This is a genomic window from Chryseobacterium carnipullorum, assembly GCF_003815695.1.
GTDB lineage: Bacteria > Bacteroidota > Bacteroidia > Flavobacteriales > Weeksellaceae > Chryseobacterium > Chryseobacterium carnipullorum.
In genome coordinates this window covers 4,455,822-4,477,346 of sequence record NZ_CP033920.1, presented here as the reverse complement: position 1 = coordinate 4,477,346, position 21,525 = coordinate 4,455,822, and the positions used below count along the sequence as shown (strand labels likewise).

Genomic DNA, 21,525 nt, shown 5'->3' with positions numbered 1-21,525 from the left:
AAACAGTTCAGGAATTAGATATTATAAATAAACTATTTTGAAGTAAAAGGGTCCTGAAAGGCTCAATACAAATAGTTCACATGCTTTATCATATAGATATGGAATTTTTTTTTTGATTCATGCCATCTGCCATAATTTTACTCATCTATGCAAGCCTTCATAATAGCTAATGATCATGTCAAAACCTTTTTCGCCAGATCCTTTATAAATTATTTTTTATTCAATTTTAAGTGATGTTTTTTAGAAATAGTGTAATTGTAACTTACGACTTACGCATTTGAATACGCGCAAAACTGCTATGGGAGGGACTTAATATTTAGTTAATAGAGGAAAAATGTTTCATTTAATAGTGACTAAAGGCTTGTTTAATCACTATTAAGTGTATTTATTTATGGATATGATAAAAAAATAAGGTGTTTTGTTAAAAATTCGTATATTTGCACCCTCTAAAAATAGACTATCAACAATACCATGTTATCAAGACAAATTAAAGCTCAACTCATTCTTCTTCTTTCAGGATTTACTATTTTAATTCACGCACAGGTGGGGATTGGTACTCCGAACCCCGATCCATCGGCTATGTTACAAATCAATTCAAAAAATAAAGGAATACTTCTTCCCAGTGTTGCCTTGGTATCATCCACAGATCAGATAACTGTTCAAAATCCGGCGGAAGGATTGATTGTTTGGAACAATGGATCGGGAACTTTAGCAGAAACGGGTTTTTACTACTGGAGCAAATCAAAATGGAATATGATTTCTACTACTGCATCCAATAGTGGTAACGGAACCAATGGGGGAGTAAGTCCAATGTCGGTTTGGAATAGTTCAGCCACCAATAGCGGAAATTCCGGAGGGGTGAATACCAATCTGTCTTTGGGAACCAACACGTCTGATGACCTTGTTTTTAAAGTTAACTCTACATCGGTAGGAAGATTAGGGGTAAATAATTCTATAAGCTTTGGAACAGCAGCGAATGCGGCACAGAATGGTATTGCTTTAGGGAATTCGAGCAGTGCTTATCAGGGAATTGCGATCGGGACCAATACTTCGGTTACCGCCAATGAATCAGTAGCGCTGGGAGCTAATTCTAAAATTTCAGGATACCAGTCAACAGCAGTAGGTTATAATGCGAAAGTAACGGTGAATGAAGCCACAGCTGTAGGAAATAATGCAGATGCCTCTGGATTCCAGTCTCTGGCATTGGGATATAATGCTAAGACAACGACCAATGACGCCACTTCTGTAGGGAAAAACTCAACAGCATCAGGATTTCAGTCCACAGCCGTAGGATATAATGCAAAGACGAATACAAACAGTGAAACAGCCGTAGGATATAATACAGTAACGAACAACCAGAATTCAACGGCAGTAGGATCGGGAGCGAATGCTCTGGGCCAGTTTTCGACAGCAGTAGGGTACGGAGCTGTCACTTCACAGGCCAATGCAATTGTTATTGGAAATAATAATGCCAACGTGGGAATTGGGACCGCAACACCTAATACTTCAGTAAAAATAGATGTCAACGGACAATATAAACTGGGTGAAAAGGGGAGTATACAAAAAAACCAGATCAGCTTTGAAGCATGGCCGTCGGTTTCTGTAAACAACTTAGCTGCTGGAAAATCTGTAACCCTGGAGATTGCTATTCCGGCTAATCTGCAGCCAGGTTCTGCAAGAGCTGCGATCGTGGTTTCTCCGGCAGGAGATTTTGCAGGAAATACTTCTTTTTCGATATCCAATCCAAGGATGACGTCTACTTCAAGTGTGACCATCAATCTTACCAATATCTCTGGAAATACGGAAAGCCTGTACTCGGGACATTTTTATGTGATGATTAATGAGTTCTAGCAGAAAAATATGAGATTTACACAATCCATTGAAATGGGTGAATGTGTATGATGAATTTTTCCTTTGAGATTCATTGATGCGTTTTAATTTTCCCACAGATTTTATTAATAAGATACGTTTTGATATCTACAATTGACAGGTGAAAACAATGAATGCATACAAAATTAAGTTTCTATCTTGTCAAAGATGGCACCTGCTTTTAATCTTACCTATTTAAATTTTTTTAAGAAGAGTAGTTGAGTGCTTCATCTCCCAGGATATTTCTTATGGTCACCGCTTTGTTTACGGTTTCGTCTGAGATTTCAATTTTCTCCCCTAAATCTATTAATATTCCTTTATTATAATTAATACTATTGACGCTATCGGGAAGATGAATTTTTATATTTTTATCTTGAAAATAGGTCAGGTAACCAATCCATAAATTTTGTCCGCTTGTCTTAACTTTTCTTCTGAATTCGTTTGAAATAACGACCGCGTAGACTAAATCTCCAGACTTTTCTAAAGATTCTATTAGTTTTATAGAAAAATCTTTTGTGAGCGTTTTAAGAAATTCATCAGAAAATTCAATATTAATTAATGCCGTTTTATTTTTTTCAGATGCTCCTTGAGTGATGTTGATAGAAAGATCACTTGTTTCACTTTTATCTTTACTCAGGTAGAGTAGCGTGTTAAATCCTATCCAACTTTTTGAATTTTCATATAAATTTTTATCCTGTTCATTATCATTCTGAAAACGTCCTCTGCCGGGTTATATATTAATATTTTATCAAGATTTTGGACACTGAAGTTAGCGAGGTTATTTTCAAAATAAAATTTGGAATTGGTGCTGTCATCCCATATTGAAACCATTTTCAGATCACTGAATATGTTTTTTAGGTTGACAACAATGTTTTTGCAATAATTGATAAAGTCATGGGCAGACATTTCTCTATTGGTCAAACGGGTAATTACTTTGATTTTTTCCATATTTAATTTATTTAGGTACAACAATAACATCAATATCTATATTAGCATCATCAAATAAAATCTTTTGCTTGGGTATAGACATAGGTCATTCCAGTGTTGAGCCTTCAGGATGATTGTCTGTGTATGTCAAAATTAAAAGGTCTCAATCTGAAACCTTTTGATGTAAATAGTATGGTAAATCTCATCGATATTCCTTTATTCGGTCATCTAAAGATAAAAGTTTATTGATACTTTCATCATTGACTAATATGCTAACATAACTGTCGCTGTCAATATCTAAGTTTAAAAGCTGATAACCGGATTTTTCTATTTTTTCATTAAGAAGGGGGAAAAAGGATCCGGCTTCCAAATGATAGAGATCCTGATCTTTTTCAATGTCTATGGATACACTTTTATTTTTTAATAGTATTTCAGTCTGGTTTTTAGCTGTGCTGTAATCCTCTTTCCAATCGATCTCAAATGCATATCCGCTTTCAATAAGTATATCTACCATTGCCAGCCACAGATAATCATCTGTTAGATCGAGGAAACGAGGGTTGTTTTTTAAATAAATTTCAGGGTTTTCATTGATTTTCAATAATTTTCCTGTGAATTTAATAGTATCTCTTCTATCCATTGTTTTTTATATTATCAAATTTAGGTTAGCTAAAATTTCATTTTGAAGATTAGTTTTGCTTCCATTTTATCAATAATATTGTTCCCGGACAGGTGTTTCATAATGTTTCCAATATCTACTTACAGCCTCTCAGGCTTTGTATCTCTTTCTTCATTCTAAATGTTATTTAAACCGTTCTTAAACACTGCATCTTTTGATATTTCCAATAAAACCCTTAATGAAAGCACCCAAAGCATTAATCATCCTACTGAATAATGGATCCCAGTTTTAAATTACCAGTTAAGACGTTATTTTGGTTTGAGTATAATCTCATACTAGCTCCCTTGCTGTAAAAAATATAACGGAGTGTCAGGATAATTGGGGTTTTCTCCCGTCCATAACTCTAATCCTTCAAAAAATTGATGGTCGTCATCTTTCAATTTTTCATGGACCTGATTATGAATTTTAAACAAGAGTTCAGCAGTTGTGAAAAATTGTCCGTTATCTGCATTTAAAAGAAAATCAGGTTCTACGATATCTTCAATACTTTGGTCCCAATATTCGTATTGTATCGCAACTTTATTGGCTTTAAGAATTGGTAAATCTAAATCTTCAGAAAAAAATTCTCCTCTTATTTCCTCATTGTAATTTTTTAAAGCTAATCTGAAATTTTCAATTGTTAAGAATTTTTGCTTACCAAAATTCCAAAGTATATTTTGTGAAATTTTGTTTTGATATTCCATAAATTACTTATAAAAACGTTTTAAATCAAAGCCATACTTTAATGCTAATTCATAATAAGATACATCTGGATTTTCATCAATTGTCTGATAAATTTCTTTCTGTAACAGCGGTAAACTTCTAATATCTGAGAATTTGAAATAATTATCCATTATATCATCTTTATCTGATATTAAATCTTTTCTGTTAGAAATGTCTAAGGTTGCTATTTCTAAATAGTAAATTTTCCCCAAAGTTGGAAAAATTTTAATTTTATCGTAAGCATATTCTGTAGATAAGTTGGTTTTAATAGCTAATTCCCCAACTGTGAAAAAACAAGTACTTTCAAAGTTTTTTAAAGTCTCCGGAAAAGAGACTTTTTCAGGGTTAACCAAAATATTATCAATAATTTGTATATCTTGTTTTAACAAATCTCTTTTTGAAATAAAGGTTGAACGTATTGCGGTTTCATAATTATTGATAACTAATTCACTAGAAATATATTTGTATGTTTCTATCAATACACTTTCCTTGTGCCAATCTAAATAATTATGCATTTGTCCACTTCCATTATACTGGTTTTTTACGTCAAATAATACTCTTCCAAAATAATACTCGGTTGAATTTTCAATTTTAATAGCGAAAATATCGCCTACTTTAATGTCTTTTTTCATTGTTTAACAAGGATTATGTAAATTTTTATATTTATCAAATTTGGCTTTTGTAATCTCATTTCGCCCATTTTCTAAGTTAGGTTTACCACCGTTTTTCTCCATATAATGCTGTTCCCAAACAGAAGCTTCATAGGGATCCCAATTTCCGGAATGGACTTCCCGAATATCATAATGTTTGTTCCACTCTGCTCTATCTATTTTTTTGGTATTTTCAGATTTTAAATGTTCATCAAATCTATCTCTAACATCAGTTTTCTCCGTTTGTCCCACATATTTTATTAATAATGTATGTTGTGCTATCTACAGTTGACAGGTGAAAACAATGAATGTATAAAAATTAAGGTCCTATCTTGTCAAAGATGGGACCTGCTTTTAATCTTACCTATTTAAAATTTTTTAAGAAGAGTAGTTGAGTGCTTCATCTCCCAGGATATTTCTTATGGTCACCGCTTTGTTTACGGCCTCGTCTGAGATTTCAATTTTCTCCCCTAAATCTATTAATATTCCTTTATCATAATTAATACTATTGACGCTATCAGGAAGATGAATTTTTATATTTTTATCTTGAAAATAGGTCAGGTAACCAATCCATAAATTTTGTCCGCTTGTCTTAACTTTTCTTCTGAACTCGTTTGAAATAACGACCGCGTAGACTAAATCTCCAGACTTTTCTAAAGATTCTATTAGTTTTATAGAAAAATCTTTTGTGAGCGTTTTAAGAAATTCATCAGAAAATTCAATATTAATTAATGCCGTTTTATTTTTTTCAGATGCTCCTTGAGTGATGTTGATAGAAAGATCACTTGTTTCACTTTTATCTTTACTCAGGTAGAGTAGCGTGTTAAATCCTATCCAACTTTTTGAATTTTCATATAAATTTTTATCCTGTTCATTATCATTCTGAAAAACGTCCTCTTCCGGGTTATATATTAATATTTTATCAAGATTTTGGACACTGAAGTTAGCGAGGTTATTTTCAAAATAAAATTTGGAATTGGTGCTGTCATCCCATATTGAAACCATTTTCAGATCACTGAATATGTTTTTTAGGTTGACAACAATGTTTTTGCAATAATTGATAAAGTCATGAGCAGACATTTCTCTATTGGTCAAACGGGTAATTACTTTGATTTTTTCCATATTTAATTTATTTTGGTACAACAATAACATCAATATCTATATTAGCATCGTCAAATAAGTCTGCTAGTTCATCTGCTTTTGCTTGGGTAGGAACATGCCATTCAAGTTTTGAGCCTGCTTCTTGAGCAATTTCAGCATCTTTTCTGGCAGAATCTAACATTTGCTGTCTTCTCCTTCTGGCCCAGTCGCTATCTCCTTTAGGTGGCCATTTATCCCAATCTTTAGAATCTTGAAGAGTATTTGTTTCAGGATCATATCCGTCAAATTTTTTCTCTCCACTTTTCATTTTGTCGGTTTTGACTACATATTCTGTATTATCTGGTGCCCCAGTAGTTTTTTTCTGATAGTCTGCTCCCTTTTGGGGGGAGTGTCTATTTTCCCACGTTCCAGGACCACCATCACTTTCTCCAATTCTATATGTAGGTTTTTTTACTACTTGTTCAGCTATTTCATCTATACTTCCATCTGTAACCTTAGCAATATTTCCCCCCTCTTTTTTGGCGAGCTGTTCCATGGTCTCTGCAATCCCTCTTTTGGCTCCTGCTTCTGCCACATCATCTGCACCTTTTTTCACACCTTGTTCTACAGCTTCCCCTACAGTTTCTTTAACTGTTTTTTCTACCACTGCCTCAGCTCCTTCTTTTAAAACGGTCTTTCCGGCTGTAGCAGCCAATGAGGTTCCCCCGGTATAAACAGCAGCAGCGGCATCAGGAATAAATTCCCCAACAGTAGTACCTATGGTTCTCGGGTTTTCAGCAACCCAGCTTGCAGCATCTTTGGTTCCTTCCCAGGCGGCGCTTCCGGCATCTGCCCAGTTTTGTCCGTCACTGGCCCAGTTCCAGGCTCCTTCTGCCGCATTGCTCCAGTTGTCTCCCTTGCTGGCCCAGTCCCAGGCATTTCCAACACCTTCGGTAGCTGCATTCCATCCATCACTTACCATTCCACCCAATGCTTCAGCAGTACCCACAGGGTCCTGACCCACCTGATAAAGTGTTTCGCCTAGCCCCACGACACCGTTTACAGCTCCTTCTACCAGCCCAGCCCCCAGGTCATTGAACCAATCTCCTACACCTGTTACCGGTTTCATCCAGTCCGGAAGCATCTGATCACGCATGTCACGGTTTTTTTTGTTTTGCTCGGCAATCCAGTCAAATCCTTCCTTGATATAGTCGGAAGGCATTTTTCCTTCTCCAACGCCATAGGATACAGCAGCAGCTCTGTCAAAAAAGATATTGATCTTTCCACCAAATATACAATTACAAAAAGAATCTTCCAACAGCATGCGGCTGCCATTGATCTTTACCCCATCTTTTGGTTCCTGCCATCCTGTAACAATGGTGGGTAAGCAGGAAGCGCCTGTTGCCCATTTCAAAGGGTTGGTGCAAAGTCCCATAGGTTTAATATTGAAAAAAGGAAGGAAATCCAGTTCCGATGCCATAGGAACACTGTATATGGTGGTGTTTTTATTGTTGCTTACCCGCAGGGTAGAGGGGCTTGTTCCTTTGTCGCAAGCTAAAAAAGCACCTTCGGGTACGTATTTTTTTGCCATAATGCGATGGTTTAGAGGTTAATTTTATCTGAGCTTAGCATTACATTTTTCAATCTTCTGAAACTATTTTCCAGTTGATTAAGGTTTTCCCGGGTTTCCAGAAAAATCTTACCCGGAACTTTCAATAGTTCCGAAACTTTACAATTCTCGATAGAGCATACGTAGTCTCCGTCCGCATACAGGTACCATTCTTTGGAAACCGAAGTCTCCAGAATCCTCTCATCATCAAAAAGAAGATAATACCGGTCGTTCTGGAATACAATATCAAGCAAGGGAATGGTCATGAGCTATCGCTTTTAAGATGTTTTTTTCCTCACGATACAATGTGCCGGGAATCTGCGCCAGGCTCATACACATGCTTTGTTCAGACCAGGGCCATTCTTCCAGAAGATAACGTTCTATGTAATTAAGCTGCAGGAGAGTTGGAACCCGGGGACGATTCTTTAAAATACGGATCATCGCCGTTACTTTATCCTGTGCAAAATTGTTTTCATCAATACTTCCTTTCACATCGATCTGGTATCTTCCGTCTTCCAATTTTGAAATTCTCTCTTCTGTAGTAATAGGAACACTTTTAGCGGCAATAAAGTTGGGAAGTTCACGATATCCTTTAGTGATCTCATTCTTTTTAAACTCCCTGAAATGAATGCCGGGGAAAAGCAGCTGGTAAGGCATTGCAAAGCGTAAGGCTTGCGCAAGGCGTTCACCATCTTCCAAAAGTTCTTCTACACCCTTAATAAAAATCTCACGATAGTGTTCATTCCTGTGTCTTAGATTTATTTTGGGCTTTAATTCTTTCCATTTGTTCCGGATATCATCCAGGTTGATAATCGTTCCAAGCTGTCCGTTTTCATTCAGAGTGCAGACAATCTTTTCTCTAAGCTGATGCAGGTCTCCGATCCATTTGTACATTCCCTCTTTATTGGATTGTTTATAAAATGGTATTTCAACTGTAAAAACAGGCTTTTCATAATCTAGAGAAGTTAAGGTGACCTTGAGTTCAGCTTCAATAAAGTTTTCATTTCTGAGCCCCTGAAACTGATACCTTTCTTCTCTGAGAAAAGTATATTTTCGATGTTCTCCTCTGTTTTCTTTAGTAGTCTGCATCATTATCCTTTATTGATTTCTACATCTGCCCCTTTGATATTGGTAGGTCCTGAAGATGAAGTATTAATTTTTGCTGCATTGATATTAATATCACTATCGATCTTAATTCCTGGATTGGCAGCGGCTTTTCCAAGCTCGGTTGTCGTTTTACCAACAACTTTCACATTCAGTCCTTCTATTGTAATATCTCCTCCTGTGGTCATGGTGATGGAACTGCTCCCTGTTTTAATGGTGATGGTAGTGTCACATTCCAGCGTGATGTTTCCGGAACTGTCCATTTTAAGCATAGAATTAGCCCCTCCACCTTCTTTTCCGCCTACGTTAATGGCACTTACGCTGCCCACATTGACCGTGTTATTATTTCCTACTGTGACTGTTTTATTATTATTGGCGTTGGTTGTTGCATTTCCTGCTCCGTCAAACTTCATATTCGCTCCTCCCTGATCGGTCAGGAATACAGATCCTGCACCGTCATCTAATTCCAGTTTATTACCGCTTCGGCTGCTTAAACTTTTAACGTTATTGTTTTGTCCGCCGCCACCGCCAACTCCACCATGAAACATTCCTCCCATTACAAAGGGCCGGTCCGGATGCTGGTGTACAAAATTGACAACTACCTGATCTCCAACTTCAGGAATAGCCATAAAACCACGGTTTTTACTTACTTTATCGCTTCCGCCTGCATCAGGAGTCATGACCCGGATAAATTCTGTAGTATCCGGTCCGTTTTGCCAGTCAAACTGAACCTGTACACGACCCTGATTTAAAGGATCGGTATTTGAAATAACTTTAGCAAACTGAGGATCTGCTTTTGGCATTTCAAATTCAGGACGGGGCATAAATCCTGTATCTGCGGCGATGGCTTCAAAGTTCCCAGTATAATAGCCTCTTCCATCCACCTCGTGACTCACCTCCGTAATCATAAGCTTGGTGAAATAAGCCGTCTGATTGGTTTCAGACTTTCGCATTTCTACATCTGCGGTACATCCCGGGTATAAGAATGGAACGCTGGTTGTTCCCGAAGTGATAAATACATTCACCGCCTTACTTCCTGCTGTCCCTTTCTGTGAGGCATCGATATCCATAAAGGTGGATGCCTTGATTGGGGCAATCCTTAAAGAAGGTGTGGTAAATGTCTTTTGGGATATTTCATAAGCCCTTTTCGCAATATCTGATGAATGGTTTATTTTTGAACTTCCTGTCGTGAGTTTTTCATTTTTACTGCTGTTGTAGCCGTAAAAGCTTGGATTGACATGCTGCGCTTTCATTTTAATTTTAATATCATGAACGCTGCTTCCATACACCAGCTGTACAGGTTTTTCCTGTGGTGGCAATTTTCCGAAATGAAGAACTTCGCCATCATAATAAAACTGTTCGCCATAGGCTTCTGCAATTCTTGCGAGATAGTTGTAATGGGTTTCTTCATACTGCGAGCTGTAGGAAACATTGCCATGCTGGGAATCTACTCTGAAATCGAATTTATTGGAACCAAGGCCTTCTTTGATGACCCAGTCTGCAATACTGTTCAGGCTGATCTCCTGTTTGCCTCCAAAACTCTGGATATGCGGTGCTGCATCCAGGAGCAAAGTAGGGCTGTTTCCCGTAAGGACAATATTTCCAAGACTGCCTTTGTCCTGACTGAATCCTACTTCTGTAATGACCCCTACAAAGTTTCTTTCCGGACTTTCTTCTACATCTTTATATTTAAAGACTACAGTCAATCTCTTCCCTAGAAAATTCTGGGCCTGCTCAAGATTGTGATTTTCTGCGTCTCCCAGAGTATCATGGGCAAGCGTTAAATTGAATTCATGATGCTTAACAGCACTCTGAGTCAGTTTAAAATGCTTGAAATGCTTGATGATTTTGCCTTCAATAATGATTTCCAGCTTGACAACACGATTGATGCCTAAAAGTTCGCTTGTGGGAATAGAGCTTGCATTGTGGATTTTGGAGGTAGGTTGTTCCGTCCAGATTTTATTTTCTGAAACCAGTGCTGTATTATTCTGGGCAACTTTATTCATGAAATTATCAGCATAGGAAGCTGTCTGTCCGACGGTCTGTGCTGTTTTTTTTATTGTATCAGCCTTTTTTACAGTTTCCCTGGCCAGGTCTGTAGGGTCTATACTTTCCAGATTTTTTTTAGATTTTGAAATCTGGTTTTTGGATGATTGATTGTCCTGAAACATAACATATTTTTTTCTGATTAGTGTAGGTAAACATTCGCCTTATTAACCGGTCTGTATCCTTTTTTTATCACTCACTTCAGATGGAAATACTTTCTGTTTGAAGTCAGTATTGAATCTCTTTTGTAAGTAATTTAACCTTCTTTTTTTTGCATTATTTATCGGTAAATCCCTTTCTGTATATATTTTAAGATATAATTAACATTTTGTTTTTGTTGATTTAACATCCTGAAATACAGTTTGTAATATTGGTGTTAAAATCACATCGATGTGAAACAAATATAAGAAGCTGTGATCCTAATCAGAAAAAATTGAAAGACTATTTTACTTTTTGTCGTACTTCTACTACTAACACTTGTTAGGTTTAAAATGAGACAGAAAATAAGGTATTCATTCATCTTCGTGTATAGAAAGTGTATGATAGTTTAAACTTTAATTGGGCTGAAAGATTAAAATGAGGAAGCTGATTCGGGAGAAAGGTTATTGTCGTAAGAAATATTAGCCAGATTTTTATTCCTGTATCTTCCAATTCTTGATCTTAATTTAATAAAAATGAAGGTCAGAAAAATAAAATTATTGTGAACCCTGTAAATTCATTTAATTTTGTTAACAATTTACTTTGGTTCTCAAGATCAATAGTAGAAGGAAAATTAGAACATACAATTGAAATTTATGAAGAGAATTGGAATTATAGGTTTCGGCTGGCTGGGATCCAGGATCGCCGCTTCGATGTCGGGACAATATCAAATATATACTACTGCAACTACAAAAGATAAAGTGGAGGATCTTTCTGCAAAAGGATTCAATGCCTCCCTGGCAAGTTTTCCTGATTTTCAGTTAGAAGAAGAAATCGCGCAATGGAAAGAGATTAAGGATATAGATGTTCTGATCATTACCATTCCACTTTCAGGAAAAAACTGCTGCGCAAGTTCATTGTACAATAGAGTACAGCATTTATTTTCGTTTATCGGTGATTTTGATGGACAAATATTTGTGATGAGCTCTACAGGTGTCTATCCGGATATGGCCGGAGAATACAGCGAAGAAAGTCTTTCTTCTGATGAGGTTCCGGGAGAGAGAATGATCAGAAACAGATATCCGCAGGTTAATATTTTGAGGTTGTCCGGGCTGATGGGAGATAACAGGCTTCTTAAAAATTACAACATTTCAAATCTGCAGGCTCCGGTAAATCATATTCATTATGAAGATATTTCGGGCGTCATTGAAAAAATGATCGAAACAGGATCAGAAGGGAAACTCTATAATGTGACTGCTCCACAGCATCCGTCGAAAGCCCAGGTGATCAACGCTCAGAAAAATCTGCCGTCTCCTGATGAATCAGTAGGTGAGGGCAAAATAATACTGCCCACAAAATTAATTTCAGAATTAAATTTTGGATTTAAACATCCGGATCCGCGGGAATTTCATTCATGAAAATCGATGGGGTGAATCAATTTTCAGGAATCATCTATCGTCTCTTTTTTAAACCCCAACCTTATAAATTTTTAAAAGCTGTAAGGTTGGGGTTAAATTTTTTATTTAATGATTCTGTCCAATACCCAATCGATCAGGTTTTTCTCGGAAGCATGATGGTCTGCGGAGAATTCTCCTCGTCTTCTGTTCGCAATAACGTTGTTTACCGTAATAGCTTTATGTCCCAACAGTTTTGAAAGTGCGTAGATCGCTGAGGTTTCCATCTCAAAATTAGTTACTCCAAGATCATTCAATGTTTCCAGAAACTTATCATCAAATGCTTTTAAACGAAGTTCTCTTCCCTGAGGAGCATAGAATCCCGGGAAAGTAGCTGTATTTCCGTGGTATTTGGCATCTTTATAGTATTCTCCCATTTCTTCTGCCCAGTCTGAGAAGTAAAGCATCGGCTTGATCTTTGCGTAAGGGAATTTCTCCATGAAGTTTTTTGAAAATTCGTTTTCAAAGCTATAGTCCTGATAGAAATGCATCAGTCCGTCAAGACCCACAACATTCTGGGTGACCAGCATATTATCAACCTGAACGTCAGGGTTAACACTTCCACAGGTTCCCATACGGAACAATTCAAGTGCCTTATGTTCTGTTTTAAATTCTTTATTTTTAAGATCGATATTGACCAAAGCATCAAGCTCGTTCATGACAATATCGATGTTTTCGGTTCCGATACCTGTAGACATTACGGTAATTCTTTCTCCACGCAATGTTCCGGTGTGAGTGTAGAATTCTCTTTTATTTTTTTTGATGTCTACTTTATCAAAATATTTTGAAACTTTTGCCACTCTGTCCGGATCTCCCACAAGGATGATCTTATCAGCAATATCTTCAGGCAGAAGATTTAAGTGGTATACACTTCCGTCATCATTCAGAACCAGTTCTGAGGCAGCAAGTTTATTTAGCATAACTTATATTTTTTGTTGTTTAATTAATGAAAATAGCGTCTTTATAAGGTGACCCGGCCAATTCATAGATGGTGTCATATTCTTCTATAATTCTTTTTTGTCCCTGAAATATTTCATAGACCGTAATCATCGTCTTTTCGAAGTTTTTAGGATCTTTCCTCTGGGTGGTGATTTCGTAAAACTTGTCTCCTTTTTTAAGGACAGAAACCATTTCTTCTTTCGTGGAATTGTTGGAATCCATCATACCCGGAAAGTCCATTACAACGTCTTTCAGATCTGTATATTTTTTATAGGGTTTTGTCACTCCGTTGGAATAGACGTAAACGTTGGGGATTGGTTGATCCTGTTCAAGCCGTATCAGGTAATAATCATTACCTTTCTTTTCTGCATATACAGCCATTTCTTTTTTCTGCGAATAGGCACAGATGGAAAGAAAACCTGCCGCAAAAGCAAATAATACTTTTGTTTTCATATTAATATTTTGTTTAATCTGCTGAAATTGATGTTAAAAAAAATCCTCTCCCAATATCTTTCGTCATCATTTTTTAAACCGGCATGAAGAAGTCAGTCCTTTTTAAGTAGAATGAATTTGATTTCGGGGTTTAAAATTAATAAAAATATTTCTAATTGTTATGGATGACAGCATGAAGATCGTCGTTGAAAATGATGGAAGCCAAAAGCAGAGCTGGTCACGGGATTTTTTCTTCTTTCAGAGCTCGTTTTATCAAATTTTACGTTGACTTCAATAAATTCCCGTCGAAAATAAGTTCCAGCCTCTATTTTACTGTAAAATATAAACATTTTTTAATCTGGCCTTAAACTTAACATAACATGGGAACGCTACTTTTGCCGCTAAAAATTCATGAGATTGTATCCGTTGCTAGCTGTGATTGTGTTGATAGGTTTTGCTGTCATGTCTTTTAACCCCATTGATAAAGGAGGAGAAAATGAAAATACTTTTGTCAATAAAGGGTTGTCCGATTTTAAAAACAGGCTTGAACAGCTGAAATCAGACGTCTACCAATTCTCAGAAGATAAGATTACTGTTGAAGAACTCAGAAATTCCCTAAGCACTACGAGAAATTCATTTAAAGAAGTCGAATTCTATATTGCTTACCATTATCCGGAATTTACAAAAACCCATCTTAATGCGGCTCCGCTTTTTCATATAGAAGCAGCAGGAACGTCCTCTTACACTTTGCCACCGGAGGGACTTCAGGTTTTAGATGAACTGATATTTTCAGATGAGGCCGGAGACGAAAAAGAAAAGATCAAGACTATTACAGACTTTCTGTACAATTCCTATTCAAGTTTTTACCTGAGTGCTGTAAAGAATGGTTTAAGCCGCGGAAATAACAAGACACTGCCTCTAAGAGTCGAGTTAATAAGAATCTACACTCTTGGAGTAACAGGTTTTGACACACCCGGTTCCCTGAATAGTTCTGAGGAAGCCGGACATGCGTTTACAGGAATTAAAAAATACCTCAACAGCGATACCTATTTTAAAAACTATAATGTGCAGAAAGCCAATCAGATTCTTACTAAAGGGATAAGTTATCTTGCAACCAATAAAGATTTTGAAACTTTTGACAGAATTGAATTTTATAAAAAATATATTCAGCCTTTGTATGAAGAATTCGGAAAGTGGGACGGAAGAGAAGATGATCTTAAAGAGTTTTCCGGCTGGAATATAAAGAGTAAGAATCTATTCAGCAGTGATTTTCTAGATCCTTATTTTTATACTCTGCTCAAATCTCCGGAAGATAATGAAGATCTCCGGAATCTCGGAAAATCTATTTTCTATGATCAGAATTTAAGTCAAAACGGTAAAGTGAGTTGTGCAGCCTGCCATCTTCAGGAAAATGCTTTTACGGATCTTAAAGCAAAATCGCCGAGCAATGTGGAGGGAAAAACAGTACTAAGGAATTCACCCTCTCTTTATAATGCAGTCTTTGCCAAAAGATTTTTCTATGACCTTCGTGCTTTTTACCTGGAACAGCAGGCTGAACATGTGATCTACAATAATGATGAGTTCAATACCAGCTATGAAGACATCATCAAAAAATTAAAAACAAAACCTGAGTATAAAAAAGCCTTTCGTACAGCTTTTGGAGATGGCAAAATAAACAAAGAAAATTTTTCCAAAGCCCTTAGCTCTTATGTAGCTTCCCTGTATTCTTTTGATAGTGATTTTGACCGTTTTATGAGAAATGAGAAAGATGTTTCAGATGATGTTAAGAAAGGCTATAATTTATTTATGGGCAAAGCCAACTGTGCCACATGCCATTTTGCCCCTCATTTCTCAGGTTTGGTACCTCCGTTTTTTAATGAAAATGAATCTGAAGTTTTAGGAATAACGAAGAAACCTGTCAGCCAGCTTCCTGTAGAATTAGATTCCGATCTTGGGAGAGCCAACAGTCCTGTGAAAAAAGAAAAATCATGGATCTATGATTACTCCTTCAAAACGGTTACGGTAAGAAATATTGCCCTTACAAAGCCTTATTTCCATAACGGAGCTTTCAACACGCTGGAAGAAGTAATGGATTTTTACAATGAAGGTGGAGGAGAAGGTCTGGGGCTAAAGATGAAAAACCAAACCTTGCCACCGGACAAACTGGAATTGACAAAAACGGAGATCAAACAGGTTATCGCATTCCTGAATTCACTGACGGACATTAGCAAAGCGAAGTAAGAAGCGTTAAAGGTTTAGAGTTTTTGAATGTAAAAATAGTCTTTAAGATGACAAGTTCAAGGCAATGTTTTGCTGAAAAGATGAATCGTATAGTACGATCGATCTATCTATCTATCTATCTATCACTGATCGTATCATTCATCATTTAACAATTATTTAATTCCCTTAACATTAGGTTTCAGATTAATTAATATTCCCGGATCTATATTTAAAGTCCTATTAACAGAGGTTCAGCACCAAAAAAATAGTTTTGCAGGGTCTAATAAATCAATAAAAAATGAAGAAAAAATTACTTACAATTGCGGCGCTGGCAATGGCCGCTGGGTTTAGTGTGAAAGCGCAGACCTTTTTATTCAACAAAAACTCGTCGTGGAGATATAAAGACAACAATCAGGCCCTGGCAGATCCATGGAAAGGTCAGACATTTGATATTTCAACATGGGCAGTTGGAAACGGGCCTCTGGGATATGGAGACCCTGTCACCACTACCATCAGCTCAGGTCTTACCGCAGCATATTTTGCTAAAGATTTTACGGTAGACTTATCAACCCTTTCAGATAATATGGAACTGGGAGTGATGAGAGATGACGGAATTGTTGTTTACCTTAACGGAATTGAGGTGGTGAGAGATAATATGCCTGCGGGAACTATTGCTTTCAATACACCTTCCAGTACAACAATTGATGGTGCTGCGGAAAGTGTTTATAATATTTTCTCTATTCCCAAGTCTCAATTTGTAAACGGAACGAACAGGCTTTCTGTGGAACTTCACAACAGAACCGGAACCAGCTCAGACCTCAGAATCGATGCATATTTAAAGACAACAACTACTGTTACGCCTCCTGCAGCATGTACAGGAACGCACATCAGTTGTTTTACTTCCATTGTTCCTACTGCCCAAACCAATAAACTGATCATTCCGGCAGAGCATAAATATCAGCTTATTTTAAAAGAAGGCGACAACTATACCGAAGGAGGTGGAATGGTAGGAGGTCAGAATGATTTTACAGCCTATGTTCCCAAAACAGGTAGCAGTACCAACGGATATCTTTCGGTAAACCATGAAACCAATCCCGGAGGTGTTACAATGGCTGAGGTTACTTACAATTCTTCTACAAAACTATGGCAGCTGACAAGATCAAGAGCAGTAAGTTTCTCAGATCCAAGTTTGGTTCAGACGATCAGAAACTGTTCAGGTGGAGTTACGCCTTGGGGAACTGTTGTGACAGCGGAAGAATCTGTTACCTCCAATGATGTCAACAGTGATGGTTATAAAGATTACGGATGGCTGGTAGAGATTGATCCAGCGACTGCGCAGGTCGTTTCCAAAAATACAGACGGATCCAAAGGAAAGCTTTGGCAGATGGGAATCATGAATCACGAAAATGTGGTGGTAAATAATGCAGGAACCACAGCCTATTACGGAGAAGATGGTGGAACTCACATGGTATATAAATATGTAATGGATACACCGAACAACTTGGCTTCAGGAAATCTTTATGTGCTAAAACTTGATCAGGGATTAAGTACTTCCGGGGATCCTGTAGGAACCACCGCAACCTGGATTCAGGTTCCGAACAAAGTAAAGGCAGACCAGAATAATACAACCGCTCTTGCCCAGTCATTAGGAGGAACAAGATTTAATGGAGTAGAAGACGTAGACATCAGTCCTTTGGACGGAAAGATCTACTTTACCGCAAAAGGATTAGACAAAGTATACCGTCTTCAGGATAACGGAACAACAGCTTCTCAGGTAGAAACTTTTGTAGGAGGGGCTTCTACTTCTTATTCTTTCAATACCCCACAAGGAATGAAAACTGAAGCTTGGGGTGATGGAAATGACAACCTTACGTTTGATGAACTTGGAAACCTTTGGGTTCTTCAGGATGGTGGAAAAAATTACATCTGGGTAATTGCTCCGGATCATACGCAGGCTAATCCTAAAGTGAGACTTTTCGCTTCTATGCCGGCAGGATCAGAACCTACTGGATTGACATTTACTCCAGATCACAAATTTGGTTTCTTCTCTATTCAGCATCCTGATTCTACGATTTCTACGGATATTGATGCTACAGGAAACACAATCGACTACAGAGGAAAATCAGCCACGATTGTTATTGCTTTAAAGCAAAACTTAGGAACAGCCGGAGCCTTGGGAACTGTTGACAGCCACAATGCAGAAAATACCGTTGAGGTCGCTCCGAATCCTACTTCAGGAATGGTTAAAATCAATTCGCCAAAAGGATTGAAAGATATTTCAGTAACCGCCTACAGCATGGATGGAAAGATTGTTTATACGAAAAGATTCAGCGGTGTGAACAGATCATTGGATCTTGATTTCACTCACCAGCTGGAAACATCGCGTATTCTGGTTCTGAATATCGAAGCAGAAGGTGGTTTCCAGAAGACTGTGAAATTATTAAAAAAGTAAATTATTAATATCCAATTTCGGGCGGCGGCAAAGCCGCCGCCCGAAATTTATCACTATGAAAAAACTTGTCCTATTGATTTCTATTTTGTCGATCTGTCACGCGAAAGCACAGATCGATCCCGTAAAATATCCTACGTTTACCAATATAGACGAAGCATTGAGCAGTAAGAAGACTGTTTACAGCATGAGTTTCAGGGAAAAAGGGCTTTTTAATCTGCCACCACAAATCTCGAAACTGAATGCTCTGTTTTTTCTGAACATTATGGGAAATAAACTTGAAAAAATGGACCAGGAGATTTTTACCCTTACTGAACTGGAGATTTTAAATGTTAATGAAAACAGTATAAAATACATTCCTGATGAAATAGGAAATCTGAAAAAGCTGCACACATTTTCAATAAACCTTAACGGACTCACGAGCATCAATCCGAATGTTGCTCTGCTTCAACACTTAAAAGCAGTTCATTTGGATGCCAACAACCTGAATGTGTTTCCGGAAGCATTAATGGAAATTCCTGCTTTGGAAGAAATTAACCTTCAGGGAAACCAGATCAGCATCATTGCGGACCGGTTAGACAGAATCAAAAATTTAAAATTCCTCAATTTATCTGAAAATCAGATCAATGATCTGGGAAATCTATCTTTTCCTAAACAATTGAAATATCTGGAATTGCAGCAGAATGCTATTGTAAAACTTCCTGAAAACTTGTTTAAAGCTAAAAATCTTGAATTTTTAAACGCAAGCGACAATCACATTACAGAAATATCGTCCGGAATAAAAGGGCTCAAAAATATCGTCAGTATGAATCTTGCGAACAATGACCTAAAAGATCTTCCTGCAGAAATAGCACAGCTTAAAAACCTGAAAACCCTTATTCTTACAGGAAATCCAATTGAAAAAACTAAGATTGAACGATTAAAAAACCTGATGCCGGACACCCAGATCTATTTCTAGATTTATCCGCCGACTCTTTTGGTTTTATATCCCATTTCTTTAAGGATATTCATTATTTTATCACGATTATCGCCCTGAATAATGATCGTTCCATCTTTCTCTGAACCGCCTATTCCTAAGGTGGTTTTTATTTTTTTTGAAATTTTCTTTAAATCATCTTCACTTCCTTCCCAGCCTTCCACAATCGTTACAGGCTTTCCGTTTCTGCCCTTCTTTTCAAATTTGCACACCAATGGTTCCTGCTGCTTAAATTCTTCCTTAGGCATTTCAAAATCCTTTTCCTCATGTTCAGGAAAAAGGTTCTTTAACTGATCTCGTAAATCCATAAAGCAAAATTAAATGTTTAAACACAAATATCACAAATAATTTTTCACAAATAGCACCAATCATTCACATCAACAATCTAAATCATCCGTGAAAATCTCTGCAATCTGTGGCAAAAAAAACAAAACTTAGTTACAGCGTACAAATAATTTCCACCAATAACCAGAATCATTCGAACCGAATAAAATTTAAAAATCTGCCCCATCAGCGAAATCCGCGCGAGAACAGAAAAGCAAATCATTCGTAGATTCTATACTAATAATATGTACTATTTTTACCAGAATGTTTTTAAAATAAACCTTTCAAATTCTTCTATTCATCGGAAATTAGGTAAATTTGTGTAACAAAAAGTTATAGAAATGTCAAAAAAAGCAATATTAGCAATCCTTGACGGATGGGGACTGGGAACAAATCCAGAGGTATCTGCCCTGGAAAAAGCAAACACTCCATTTATAGACAGCTGTTATCAAAAATTTCCACATACAACACTTGAAGCCAGTGGTCTGGCTGTAGGACTTCCTGTAGGACAAATGGGGAATTCTGAAGTTGGACACATGAATTTAGGCGCAGGAAGAGTGGTCTATCAGAATCTTGTGAAACTGAATATGGCCGTTGAGAACGGAACTTTGGGACAGCAGCAGATCATCCAGGATGCCTTCGATTATGCTAAAAGAGAAAATAAAAAACTACACTTCATCGGATTGGTTTCCAATGGAGGAGTACACTCACATATCAATCATTTAAAAGGTTTATTAACTGCCGCTCAGGAGTTCGGACTTCATGAAAATGTTTTTGTTCATGCCTTTACAGACGGAAGAGACTGTGATCCGCATTCAGGACTTGGATTTATAGAAGAACTTCAGGGTCACATGGAAACTACAGTAGGTAAGCTTGCAACGGTAATTGGAAGATATTATGCAATGGACCGTGACAAAAGATGGGAGCGTGTAAAACTGGCATACGATGCCATGGTAGAAGGAGTAGGTCTGCAGACAACAGATGCTCTGGATGCTATTAAATCTTCCTATGATAATAACGTAACCGATGAGTTCTTAAAGCCCGTTATTCTGGTGAAGACCACTGAAACAGGAAATGTAGTACCGGTAGCCAAAATTATAGACGGTGATGTGGTCATTTGTTTCAACTTCCGTACCGACAGAGGACGTGAGATCACAGAAGTTCTTACCCAGAAAGATTTTCCTGAGTTCTTTATGCGTAAACTTAACCTTCACTACATCACGTTAACCAATTATGATAAGACCTATCAGAATGTACAGGTTGTATTTGATGAAGAAGTACTGAAGGAAACCATGGGAGAAATTCTTGAAAGAAATGGTAAGACGCAGATAAGAATTGCTGAAACAGAAAAATACCCTCACGTCACTTTCTTCTTTTCCGGAGGTAGAGAAGAGGAGTTCAATGGTGAACGAAGACTTCTTTGTCCAAGTCCGAAAGATGTTCCTACTTATGATCTTAAGCCCGAAATGTCTGCCTATGACATCACGAATGTCATCGTACCGGAACTGGAAAACGGAACGGCTGATTTTGTCTGTCTGAACTTTGCCAATACAGATATGGTAGGCCATACCGGCGTTTTTGAAGCCGCTGTAAAAGCCGCTGAAACAGTAGATCAGTGCATTGAAAAAGTTGCCACTGCCGCTTATGAGAACGGATATGCCGTATTCATTCTGGCAGACCATGGAAACTCAGATGTCATGATCAATCCGGATGGTACCCCAAATACACAGCATTCTACGAACCTTGTGCCATTTATTGTAATGGATAAGGACCATACATGGAATCTGAAACCTGGAAAACTGGGAGATGTAGCCCCAACTATTTTAAAAGTAATGGGAGTGGAAATTCCGGAAATAATGACAGGAGATATTTTAGTTAGCTAAAATTCAATAATAATGTCATAAAAATGCCGTTATAGTATAGATGGCGG

The 21,525-nt window shown here is 37.4% G+C and carries 19 protein-coding genes; 6 read left to right on the top strand and 13 right to left on the bottom strand.

The window, feature by feature from the left end:
* Positions 1 to 471 precede the first annotated feature (471 nt).
* Positions 472 to 1,851 (top strand): phage tail-like protein, encoded by a 1,380-nt coding sequence (locus EG346_RS20475; protein ID WP_123881183.1) that lies wholly within the window; start codon positions 472 to 474, stop codon positions 1,849 to 1,851.
* Between the two features lie 675 nt (positions 1,852 to 2,526).
* On the opposite strand, the gene EG346_RS20470 is transcribed toward EG346_RS20475, so the two are convergent.
* The 10 genes from EG346_RS20470 to EG346_RS20425 all read right to left on the bottom strand — a co-directional run bounded on the left by EG346_RS20470 (position 2,527) and on the right by EG346_RS20425 (position 10,788).
* A complete protein-coding gene (locus tag EG346_RS20470) occupies positions 2,527 to 2,817 on the bottom strand; it encodes a hypothetical protein (protein ID WP_123881181.1) in 291 nt (96 codons plus the stop codon).
* Between the two features lie 181 nt (positions 2,818 to 2,998).
* Complete coding sequence (locus tag EG346_RS20465) at positions 2,999 to 3,433, bottom strand: DUF6630 family protein (RefSeq protein WP_123881180.1); 435 nt, start codon at positions 3,431 to 3,433, stop codon at positions 2,999 to 3,001.
* A 314-nt stretch (positions 3,434 to 3,747) separates the two neighbouring features.
* Positions 3,748 to 4,155, bottom strand: a complete 408-nt coding sequence (locus EG346_RS20460) for a hypothetical protein (RefSeq protein WP_073331449.1) — start codon at positions 4,153 to 4,155, stop codon at positions 3,748 to 3,750.
* Positions 4,156 to 4,158: 3 nt separating this feature from the next.
* Positions 4,159 to 4,806 (bottom strand): Imm26 family immunity protein, encoded by a 648-nt coding sequence (locus EG346_RS20455; RefSeq protein WP_073331448.1) that lies wholly within the window; start codon positions 4,804 to 4,806, stop codon positions 4,159 to 4,161.
* Positions 4,807 to 4,809: 3 nt separating this feature from the next.
* A complete protein-coding gene (locus EG346_RS20450) occupies positions 4,810 to 5,076 on the bottom strand; it encodes a hypothetical protein (RefSeq protein ID WP_073331446.1) in 267 nt (88 codons plus the stop codon).
* A 126-nt stretch (positions 5,077 to 5,202) separates the two neighbouring features.
* Positions 5,203 to 5,946 (bottom strand): hypothetical protein, encoded by a 744-nt coding sequence (locus tag EG346_RS20445; RefSeq protein ID WP_123881178.1) that lies wholly within the window; start codon positions 5,944 to 5,946, stop codon positions 5,203 to 5,205.
* Between the two features lie 7 nt (positions 5,947 to 5,953).
* Positions 5,954 to 7,495: a PAAR-like protein gene (locus EG346_RS20440; RefSeq protein WP_073331441.1), complete on the bottom strand. Its 1,542-nt coding sequence runs from the start codon at positions 7,493 to 7,495 to the stop codon at positions 5,954 to 5,956.
* An 11-nt stretch (positions 7,496 to 7,506) separates the two neighbouring features.
* Positions 7,507 to 7,779 carry a hypothetical protein gene (locus tag EG346_RS20435; RefSeq protein WP_076510091.1) on the bottom strand — a complete coding sequence of 91 codons (273 nt, stop codon included), beginning with the start codon at positions 7,777 to 7,779 and terminating at the stop codon, positions 7,507 to 7,509.
* Positions 7,760 to 8,605: a hypothetical protein gene (locus tag EG346_RS20430; protein WP_123881176.1), complete on the bottom strand. Its 846-nt coding sequence runs from the start codon at positions 8,603 to 8,605 to the stop codon at positions 7,760 to 7,762. Before EG346_RS20430 ends, EG346_RS20435 begins: the two co-directional genes overlap by 20 nt.
* Positions 8,605 to 10,788, bottom strand: coding sequence for a type VI secretion system Vgr family protein (locus EG346_RS20425; protein ID WP_123881174.1), 2,184 nt, complete (start codon positions 10,786 to 10,788; stop codon positions 8,605 to 8,607). The genes EG346_RS20430 and EG346_RS20425 overlap by 1 nt, the downstream gene beginning before the upstream one ends.
* 669 nt (positions 10,789 to 11,457) lie before the next feature.
* On the opposite strand from EG346_RS20425, the gene EG346_RS20420 reads away from it, so the two are divergent.
* Entirely contained in the window at positions 11,458 to 12,219 is a 762-nt protein-coding gene (locus tag EG346_RS20420) for a Rossmann-fold NAD(P)-binding domain-containing protein (RefSeq protein WP_123881172.1), read from the top strand.
* A 101-nt stretch (positions 12,220 to 12,320) separates the two neighbouring features.
* On the opposite strand, the gene EG346_RS20415 is transcribed toward EG346_RS20420, so the two are convergent.
* Both EG346_RS20415 and EG346_RS20410 read right to left on the bottom strand, forming a co-directional pair.
* Positions 12,321 to 13,175 (bottom strand): nucleoside phosphorylase, encoded by an 855-nt coding sequence (locus EG346_RS20415; protein WP_073331432.1) that lies wholly within the window; start codon positions 13,173 to 13,175, stop codon positions 12,321 to 12,323.
* Between the two features lie 19 nt (positions 13,176 to 13,194).
* Positions 13,195 to 13,647 carry a hypothetical protein gene (locus tag EG346_RS20410; RefSeq protein ID WP_123881170.1) on the bottom strand — a complete coding sequence of 151 codons (453 nt, stop codon included), beginning with the start codon at positions 13,645 to 13,647 and terminating at the stop codon, positions 13,195 to 13,197.
* 390 nt (positions 13,648 to 14,037) lie between these two features.
* Here EG346_RS20410 and EG346_RS20405 point away from each other — a divergent pair, with 390 nt between their 5' ends.
* The 3 genes from EG346_RS20405 (at position 14,038) to EG346_RS20395 (ending at position 19,253) form a co-directional block, all read left to right on the top strand.
* Positions 14,038 to 15,867 carry a cytochrome-c peroxidase gene (locus tag EG346_RS20405; RefSeq protein ID WP_123881168.1) on the top strand — a complete coding sequence of 610 codons (1,830 nt, stop codon included), beginning with the start codon at positions 14,038 to 14,040 and terminating at the stop codon, positions 15,865 to 15,867.
* A gap of 277 nt (positions 15,868 to 16,144) precedes the next feature.
* Complete coding sequence (locus tag EG346_RS20400) at positions 16,145 to 18,298, top strand: alkaline phosphatase PhoX (RefSeq protein ID WP_123881166.1); 2,154 nt, start codon at positions 16,145 to 16,147, stop codon at positions 18,296 to 18,298.
* Positions 18,299 to 18,353: 55 nt separating this feature from the next.
* A complete protein-coding gene (locus tag EG346_RS20395; protein ID WP_123881164.1) occupies positions 18,354 to 19,253 on the top strand; it encodes a leucine-rich repeat domain-containing protein in 900 nt (299 codons plus the stop codon).
* 2 nt (positions 19,254 to 19,255) lie between these two features.
* Here the strand turns inward: EG346_RS20395 and EG346_RS20390 are convergent, their stop codons facing one another.
* On the bottom strand, positions 19,256 to 19,579 hold the full coding sequence (locus tag EG346_RS20390; RefSeq protein ID WP_073331421.1) for a translation initiation factor: 324 nt from the start codon (positions 19,577 to 19,579) through the stop codon (positions 19,256 to 19,258).
* 357 nt (positions 19,580 to 19,936) lie between these two features.
* Here EG346_RS20390 and gpmI point away from each other — a divergent pair, with 357 nt between their 5' ends.
* The gene (gene gpmI / locus EG346_RS20385) at positions 19,937 to 21,478 is read left to right on the top strand and encodes a 2,3-bisphosphoglycerate-independent phosphoglycerate mutase (RefSeq protein ID WP_123881162.1); all 1,542 of its coding nucleotides are present in this window, start codon (positions 19,937 to 19,939) and stop codon (positions 21,476 to 21,478) included.
* The last annotated feature ends 47 nt before the right edge of the window (positions 21,479 to 21,525 follow it).

Coding starts and splice junctions, on each gene's coding strand:
- EG346_RS20440 (WP_073331441.1), bottom strand. CDS start 7,495: ATGGCAAAAAAATACGTACCCGAAGGTGCTTTTTTAGCTTGCGACAAA.
- EG346_RS20460 (WP_073331449.1), bottom strand. CDS start 4,155: ATGGAATATCAAAACAAAATTTCACAAAATATACTTTGGAATTTTGGT.
- EG346_RS20395 (WP_123881164.1), top strand. CDS start 18,354: ATGAAAAAACTTGTCCTATTGATTTCTATTTTGTCGATCTGTCACGCG.
- EG346_RS20420 (WP_123881172.1), top strand. CDS start 11,458: ATGAAGAGAATTGGAATTATAGGTTTCGGCTGGCTGGGATCCAGGATC.
- EG346_RS20415 (WP_073331432.1), bottom strand. CDS start 13,175: ATGCTAAATAAACTTGCTGCCTCAGAACTGGTTCTGAATGATGACGGA.
- gpmI (WP_123881162.1), top strand. CDS start 19,937: ATGTCAAAAAAAGCAATATTAGCAATCCTTGACGGATGGGGACTGGGA.
- EG346_RS20465 (WP_123881180.1), bottom strand. CDS start 3,433: ATGGATAGAAGAGATACTATTAAATTCACAGGAAAATTATTGAAAATC.
- EG346_RS20435 (WP_076510091.1), bottom strand. CDS start 7,779: ATGACCATTCCCTTGCTTGATATTGTATTCCAGAACGACCGGTATTAT.
- EG346_RS20390 (WP_073331421.1), bottom strand. CDS start 19,579: ATGGATTTACGAGATCAGTTAAAGAACCTTTTTCCTGAACATGAGGAA.
- EG346_RS20475 (WP_123881183.1), top strand. CDS start 472: ATGTTATCAAGACAAATTAAAGCTCAACTCATTCTTCTTCTTTCAGGA.
- EG346_RS20425 (WP_123881174.1), bottom strand. CDS start 10,788: ATGTTTCAGGACAATCAATCATCCAAAAACCAGATTTCAAAATCTAAA.
- EG346_RS20405 (WP_123881168.1), top strand. CDS start 14,038: ATGAGATTGTATCCGTTGCTAGCTGTGATTGTGTTGATAGGTTTTGCT.
- EG346_RS20430 (WP_123881176.1), bottom strand. CDS start 8,605: ATGATGCAGACTACTAAAGAAAACAGAGGAGAACATCGAAAATATACT.
- EG346_RS20445 (WP_123881178.1), bottom strand. CDS start 5,946: ATGGAAAAAATCAAAGTAATTACCCGTTTGACCAATAGAGAAATGTCT.
- EG346_RS20400 (WP_123881166.1), top strand. CDS start 16,145: ATGAAGAAAAAATTACTTACAATTGCGGCGCTGGCAATGGCCGCTGGG.
- EG346_RS20410 (WP_123881170.1), bottom strand. CDS start 13,647: ATGAAAACAAAAGTATTATTTGCTTTTGCGGCAGGTTTTCTTTCCATC.
- EG346_RS20455 (WP_073331448.1), bottom strand. CDS start 4,806: ATGAAAAAAGACATTAAAGTAGGCGATATTTTCGCTATTAAAATTGAA.
- EG346_RS20470 (WP_123881181.1), bottom strand. CDS start 2,817: ATGGAAAAAATCAAAGTAATTACCCGTTTGACCAATAGAGAAATGTCT.